The following is a 6,941-nucleotide window of genomic DNA, read 5'->3' as shown; positions in this document are numbered from 1 at the left end:
CGCGACCCGCCCCGTGTTGGTGGTGGTGTTGTGTTTTGGTTACTTGCCCCCCCCTCGCCCCCGGGGGGGCCGCGCCGCACGCGGCCCCACGGTCCTGTTCCGATTGATTCACCGCCGCCCGGCGGCCTGAACCGCCGGACGGCTCAGAGGATCACCAGGTGAACATACCGATGATGCCGGAAGCCGCGTTGGCCCCACCCTCGATGATCTTCTTGCCGACCGCCTTGACACCCTTCACACCGGTCTTCACGATCGGTGCCGCGACCTTGCCGAAGGCCTTTCCGAAGGGGCCGCCGACCCAGCCGACGGCGGCGCTGGTCGCCGAGTCGAGGAAGGCCTTGCTGTTCCAGCCGTCGGACAGCAGGAACCCGCCGGCGCTGAGCAGACCGGCGCCGAGGGAGAACGCTCCGAAGACGCCGAACGCGATCTCGCCGAGCGGCGGCGGAAGCACGAGCGAACCGACCGCGGCCATCGCCCAGATGGTGCTGTAGTGCCCCGCCTCGGTGGCGAAGTTGCGGATGCCCTCCTTGCCGTCACCACCGCCCGTGCCGCCGTTCCCGCCCGTGCCTCCGTTTCCGCCCGTGCCGCCGTTCCCGCCGCTGCCCCCGGTCGGGGTGGCGGCCGCGGTCTCGTTGACCTTGTCGTTGGCGGGGGTGTTGGACGGGCTGACGTTCGCGGCCTCGGCGGCCCGGGCCGCCTGCGCCGCCGCGGCGGCGGCCGCGGCCTGCTCCTGGGCCCGCTTGGTCGCCGCGATGCTGCGCGCCTCCCGGGCGGCCGCGGAGGCCTCCGAGGCGCTCTTGCCGGCGGCCGTGGCCGAAGCCGCCGCACTGGCGGCCGACGAGCGCGCGCTCTCCGCCGAGGCGGTTGCCTTGTCGGCGGAGGCGACCGCCTGGTTGAGCGAGTAGTTGGCCTGGCGGTTCGCCTTCTGCGCGGTCGCGGCGGCGGACTTGGCCTGCTGGGCCGAGGCGGCGGCGGCGTTCGACGAGGCGTCCGCCGCGGCGGCCTTGGCCTTGGCGTCGTCCGCGTAGCCCTTGGCCTGCTGGGCCGAGGTGTTGGCCTTGTCCGCCCACTCGGCGGCCTCCTGCGCGGCGTTGCGGGCGTTGGCCGCGACCTGGAACGCCAGCTGGGCGTTCTCGGTGGCCGTGACCGCGTCCTTCGCCGCGTTGGCGATCAGCGCGAGGACCGAGGACACGTGGGTGTCGGTGTCCGAGTCGAGCACGGCGGCCTTGTGCCGGACCGTCGTCACGAAGTCGTGCTGCATCCAGGCCGGACCCGCGAGCGCGACCTCGGCCGCGGCCCTGAGGTTGGGACCGCCCTGGCCGAGGAGGCTGAAGATGGTCACCCGGTCGTCCTCGGCCGTGGCGCGCTGGTAGCCGGTCTGGACGAAGTCCGACATCGCCTTGGGGCTGCCGTTGTTCAGTGCGGCGGCGCCGTCCCGCTTGACCGCGGTCCCGCCCTCGTTGAGCATCGTGAAGACGGTGTACCGGAGGTCGTCGGCCTGGACGTTCAGCGCTCCGCCGGACAGGAAGTTCGGGACGGCGGCCGGGTCCGTGCTTTCGAGGGTCCGCTGGGCGGCCGCCGCGAGCACGGAGGTGCCGATGGTCGACATGTAGGCGACCTTGTCGCGGTCGTCCAGCCGGAGGCTGTCCTGGTACTCCTGCTTCGCCCAGGCCACCACGCCCTCGTCGTTGTCGGCCAGCGCGGCGCGGGCGCCGTCGCGGGTCCAGTAGCCGGCCGCGCCGAGCAGGTTGACGGCCGCCTTGCGGCCGAAGTCCGCCGCCGTCTTGGTGGCGGTGCCCGGAGCGGCGGCCTTCTGCACCAGGTCCTTGGTGGCCGTGTCGAGCGCGGCGGCCGAGGTCTGGTCACTGGTCAGCTTGGCCAGGTCCGCGGCCTCGGCCTTGGCGAGGGCGGCGGCCTCCTTGATGCCCTGCTGCTTGTCGGCCTCCAGCTTGGCGGCCTCGGCCTGACGGGCCAGCTGCTCGATGTTCTGGGCGTCGGTGACGGCGGCGCTCGCGGCGCTCGCGGCCTCGATCGCGGCGTTCGCGTGGGCGGTCGCCTCGTTGGCCCAGTTCTGCGACTCGCCGGCGTGGGCGGCGGCCTGCTCGGCCGCGGCCGCGGCCTTGTCCGCGTGGTCGGCGGCGCTGGTCGCCTTCCGGTTCGCCTCGGCGGCGGCCGCGGCGGCCGCGTTGGCCAGGGTCTCGGCCCGGCCGGAGGCCGCGGTGGCCTGGTCGGCCGCGGAGCGCGCCTTGTTGGCGGCGTCCCGGGCCCGGCCCGCCTGGGCGCTGGCGGAGCCGGCCGAGCTGCTCGCCTGGGCGCTGGCCTCGGCGGCGGAGGCGGCGTCGCGCGCGGCACGGGCGGCGGCGGAGCCGGAGCGTCCGGCCTCGGCGCCGGCGGTCGCCGCGGCGGAGGCGGCGGAAGCGGCGTCCCGGGCGCCCCGGGCGGCGTCGCGGGCCTGCTGGGCCGCGGCGCTGGCGGCACCGGCCTCGGCCCGGTTGCCCGCCGCGGACGCGGCGGCCTTGTAGGCCTTGGACGCGGCCTGCTGCGCGGCGGCGGCGGCGGAGGCGGCCGACTGCGCGGCCGTGGCGGCCGTGCGCGCGGCGGCGACGGCCGCGTTCGAGGCGGAGATCGCGGTCTCCGCGGCCGCGGCCGCGCCCTCGGCGGCCTGCGCGGCGCGGGTGGCCGCGGCACCGGCCTTGTCGACGTCGTCCTTGGCGGCGGCGGCCTCGGCCGCCGCGGTCTGTGCGGCCTTCTTCGCGTTGGCCGCGGCCTCCTCGGCACGGGCGCCGGCCTGCTTGGCGTTCTCGGTCTCGGTCTTGGCGCGCTGGCCGGCCTCCTTGGCCGCCTGGGCGAGCTGGGTGATCGAGAGCGTCTCCTGGTCCCGGGTGCGGGCCAGGTACTGGCCGCTCTCCAGGAACGCGCGGACGTCCTGGGCCGACCCGGCGAGCGCCCGCTGGGCCTGCCTGGCGTACTCGGCCCCGGGGTTCTGGTTGAGCGCGGCGAAGACGGCGAACCTGTCGTCCTCCTCCTGCGCCTTGGCCTGACCGGTGGTCAGGAAGTCCTCCAGCGCCTTCTGGGTGCCGTCGTTCAGCGCCTTGGCGGCGGCCGTCCTGACGCCCGCCTCGCTGTTGTTCAGCACGTAGAAGACGGCGGCCCGGCGGTCGTCGTTCATCGGGTTCTGCCAGCCCGACGTGACGAACGCGTGGATGTCGGCGTCGGTGCCGTTCAGCGCCCTGACGGCGGCGTCACGAACGCCGACGCCGGTGTCGCTGAGCATCTTCAGGACGGCGAAGCGCTCGTCCTCGGCGGTGACCCGGGCGAGCGTCTCTCCGAGGAACTTGGTGAGGTCCGCGTCCGAGCCGACCAGTGCCTTGGCGGCGGCGTCCTTGGTGGAGACCCCACCAAGCTCCCAGGCCTCGACGACCTTCGCCCGGAAGTCCGCCGGCAGCGTCGCCGGAGTGGCGTCGGACGGCAGCGCCTGGGCGACCGCCGTGCCGGCCATGGTGGCGGCCAGGGTGAGTGCGATCAGTGCGGAGAGTTTCCTGCGGATCCGCCGGCCCTGCGGCGATCCCGTCCGATTTGTCGTGTAGGTCATAACCCCTCACGTATTCCCCCGGGCCCGTCAGGGCCCCTTTATGCCGGGACAGTTGTCCCGACACCGCGAGGAGCCTAGTTGTGTACGGACGAAAGTTCCGCTCTCAGTTTTTATTGTCCGAATGTGTACGCACTGGCTTGATCGTTTCTGTGGTTCGAATACGCATCGTTCCCGGCAAAACGGGCGGGGAGGGTTGACGGATGATCATCCGGGTATGGATTCCGGACGAACTGTCAGGGTCGGCCCCCACCATTCGGTGGAACCGTGGTCGAACGGTGCGATGCGGACATGGCGGACCCCTGGCGGGATCCGCCGTCCGCGCCGGCCCCCCGGCGGGCGCCCCTAGGCTGGTGGTCCCTGGATCCTCGGCGAAGGGTGGGCGACATGACTGACGATCGGGCCGGAACCGGCCACGGCACCGGCCAGGGCCCGGCGGTGCGGGCGGAGCTCGGGGTGATCGGCGGGTCGGGGCTGTACGCGCTGCTGGACGACGTCACCGAGGTGGCGGTGGACACGCCGTACGGGCCGCCGAGCGACTCGGTGTTCGTGGGGGAGGTCGGCGGCCGGCGGGTGGCGTTCCTGCCGCGGCACGGGCGGGAGCACGCGATCCCGCCGCACCGGATCAACTACCGCGCGAACCTCTGGGCGCTGCACTCGCTCGGGGTGCGCCAGGTGCTCGGGCCGTGCGCGGTGGGCGGGCTGCGGGCGGAGTTCGGGCCGGGGACGCTGCTGGTGCCGGACCAGTTCGTCGACCGCACCGCCGCCCGGGCGCAGACCTTCTACGACGGCGTGCCGCTGCCCGACGGCTCGGTGCCGGGCGTGGTGCACGCGCCGATGGCCGACCCGTACTGTCCGGCGGGGCGCGCGGCCGTGCTGGACGCGGCGCGCGAGTCGGCGTGGGAGCCGGTGGACGGCGGCACGCTGGTGGTGATCGAGGGGCCGCGCTTCTCCACCCGTGCCGAGTCGCGCTGGTTCACGGCGAGCGGCTGGTCGACGGTCGGCATGACGGGCCACCCCGAGGCCGTGCTGGCCCGTGAACTCGCCCTCTGCTACACCTCCTTGAACCTGGTCACCGATCTGGACGCGGGAGTGGAGAGCGGCGAGGGCGTCACCCACGCGGAGGTGCTGGAGGTGTTCGGCCGAAACGTCGACCGGCTGCGCGCCGTCCTGTTCGAGGCGCTGGAGGCGCTGCCGGCGGTGCGCGAGTGCCCCTGCCGGTGTGCCCTCGACGGGTTCGTCCCCGGTCTTCCCGGGGTTCCGGGGGAGTGAGCCCGGGGCGGCCCGGGCGCCGATCGCCCGGGCCCCGCCCGCCTCTCGTCCGCCCGTCCCTCGTCAGCCCGCCCCGCGCGCCCGCCGCCCCCGCTCGCCGCCGTCAGTCCGCCGCCCGCAGCCCCGCGACGAGCAGGGCGGCCAGCCGCCGCGCGTCGTACCCCGGATCGGCGTCCGCACCGATGCACAGGTTCCCGACGCCGCGCATCAGCGCGTACGCCCCAAGGTCCGCGGCGTCCGGCCGGAGCTCCCCGGCGGCGGCAGCGGCGTCGAGCAGGGTGCCGCACACCGGCAGCAGCCGGTCCAGGAAGTACGCGTGCAGCGCCTCGAAGCCGGGGTCGCCGGAGCGCAGCACGGCGGCGAGCCCGTGTTTGGTGACCAGGAAGTCGACGAACAGCCCGATCCACTGCTCCAGTGCGGCGTGCGGGCTCGCCGCGTCGGCCAGCAGTTCCGGGCCGGCCCCGGCGCAGGCGTCCACCTGGTGCCGGTAGACGGCGATGATGAGGTCCGCCCGGGTCGGGAAGTGCCGGTAGATGGTCCCGACCCCGACCCCGGCCCGCGCCGCGATGTCGCGCACCGGTGCCTCGACGCCGGCCGCCACGAATGCGGCCGCCGCCGCGTCGAGCAGCGCCTCCTGGTTGCGCCGGGCGTCCTTGCGCCGGGACGCGGCCGGTTCCGGCCCGCCGCTCATCGTCCTGCTCCCATGGGTGATCCCCTCGCCGTCACCGGCCGTCGACCGCTTGCCAAAGCGGAACCGTGTTCCGTATCGTCGAAAGCGGAACAGGGTTCCGCTTGGTCGCCATGATGCCAGACCCGGGCGGGCGCCCCTCTCCGCACCCCCGCACGTCCGCACCCCCGCACGTCCGCGCCCCTGCGCCCCCGCACCGCCGCACCGCCGCACGCCCGACGCCACACCCACGGAGGCCCACCGCCATGCAGTACCGCACCCTCGGCCGAACCGGTGTCCAGGTCAGCACCCTCGCGCTCGGCGCGATGAACTTCGGCCGCCTCGGCCGCACCACCCAGGACGACGTCACCGCCGTCGTCGACGCCGCCCTCGAAGCCGGCGTCAACCTCGTCGACACCGCCGACGTCTACGGCGGCGGCGAGTCCGAGGAACTCCTCGGCAAGGCCATCGCCGGCCGTCGCGACGACCTCGTGCTCGCCACCAAGGCCGGTCTGCCGATGGGCGGCGGGCGCAACCGCGGCGGCGGCTCGCGCCGCTGGCTGGTCACCGCGCTCGACGACAGCCTGCGGCGCCTCGGCGTCGACCACATCGACCTCTACCAGCTCCACCGCTGGGACCCGGCGACCTCCGACGAGGAGACCCTCGCCGTCCTGACCGACCTGCGCCGCGCCGGGAAGATCCGCCACTTCGGCTCCTCCACCTTCCCCGCCTACCGCATCGTCCAGGCCCAGTGGACCGCCCGCGAGCACCGCCTCGGCCGCTACGTCACCGAGCAGCCCGGCTACTCGGTCCTCCAGCGCGGCGCCGAGTCCCACGTCCTGCCGGTCGCCGAGGAGTACGGGCTCGGTGTGCTGGTCTGGAGCCCGCTCGCCTCGGGCTGGCTGTCGGGCGCGGTCCGCGCGGGCCGGGAGATCACCACCAACCGCGCGGCCCTCATGCCGGAGCGCTTCGACACCTCGCTCCCGCACAACCGGGCCCGCCTGGACGCCGTCGAGGCCCTCGCGAGGATCGCCGACGGGGCCGGTCTGACGCTGATCCAGCTCGCCCTGGGCTTCGTGACCGCCCACCCCGCCGTCACCAGTGCGATCATCGGCCCGCGCACCCTCGAACATCTGGGCTCCCAGCTCGCCGCCGCGGACACCGTCCTCCCCGCCGACGTCCTGGACGCGATCGACGCGGTCGTCGCCCCGGGCACCGACCTCGCCCCGCACGAGAAGCACGACACCCCGCCCGCCCTCCTCGACCCGGCGCTCCGCCGCCGCTGACCGGCCGGCGCGTGCGGTGGCGGCCGGTGCGCGGTGGCCGTCGATGATCACGTGGCGCGTCGCGCCGGAACGCGACCGGTCCGGCGAAGCCGCTGCTGCTGCCGCACCGGCAGCAGCAGCGGCCCGA

The 6,941-nt window shown here is 74.8% G+C and carries 4 protein-coding genes; 2 read left to right on the top strand and 2 right to left on the bottom strand.

The genetic code is table 11. The annotated features are described in order from the left end of the window. Nucleotides 1-151: 151 nt before the first annotated feature. Complete coding sequence (locus ACFCX4_RS33415) at nucleotides 152-3,592, bottom strand: ALF repeat-containing protein (RefSeq protein ID WP_376150738.1); 3,441 nt, start codon at nucleotides 3,590-3,592, stop codon at nucleotides 152-154. Nucleotides 3,593-3,976: 384 nt separating this feature from the next. On the opposite strand from ACFCX4_RS33415, the gene ACFCX4_RS33410 reads away from it, so the two are divergent. After that, nucleotides 3,977-4,861 carry an S-methyl-5'-thioadenosine phosphorylase gene (locus ACFCX4_RS33410; protein WP_376150736.1) on the top strand — a complete coding sequence of 295 codons (885 nt, stop codon included), beginning with the start codon at nucleotides 3,977-3,979 and terminating at the stop codon, nucleotides 4,859-4,861. 103 nt (nucleotides 4,862-4,964) lie between these two features. Here the strand turns inward: ACFCX4_RS33410 and ACFCX4_RS33405 are convergent, their stop codons facing one another. Continuing rightward, entirely contained in the window at nucleotides 4,965-5,552 is a 588-nt protein-coding gene (locus tag ACFCX4_RS33405; protein WP_376150734.1) for a TetR/AcrR family transcriptional regulator, read from the bottom strand. A gap of 242 nt (nucleotides 5,553-5,794) precedes the next feature. Between ACFCX4_RS33405 and ACFCX4_RS33400 the strand changes: the two genes are divergently transcribed. Beyond that, nucleotides 5,795-6,814, top strand: coding sequence for an aldo/keto reductase (locus ACFCX4_RS33400; RefSeq protein WP_376150732.1), 1,020 nt, complete (start codon nucleotides 5,795-5,797; stop codon nucleotides 6,812-6,814). Nucleotides 6,815-6,941: the final 127 nt, after the last annotated feature.

It is taken from the genome of Kitasatospora sp. NPDC056327, from assembly GCF_042261735.1.
Classification (GTDB): Bacteria; Actinomycetota; Actinomycetes; order Streptomycetales; family Streptomycetaceae; genus Kitasatospora.
Note: the sequence above shows the minus strand (reverse complement) of the source record. Positions and strands in the feature narration are given on the sequence as shown.

Excerpts from the sequence above, each read along its gene's own strand:
- ACFCX4_RS33415 (WP_376150738.1), bottom strand. The coding sequence starts at position 3,592 with ATGACCTACACGACAAATCGGACGGGATCGCCGCAGGGCCGGCGGATC.
- ACFCX4_RS33410 (WP_376150736.1), top strand. The coding sequence starts at position 3,977 with ATGACTGACGATCGGGCCGGAACCGGCCACGGCACCGGCCAGGGCCCG.
- ACFCX4_RS33405 (WP_376150734.1), bottom strand. The coding sequence starts at position 5,552 with ATGAGCGGCGGGCCGGAACCGGCCGCGTCCCGGCGCAAGGACGCCCGG.
- ACFCX4_RS33400 (WP_376150732.1), top strand. The coding sequence starts at position 5,795 with ATGCAGTACCGCACCCTCGGCCGAACCGGTGTCCAGGTCAGCACCCTC.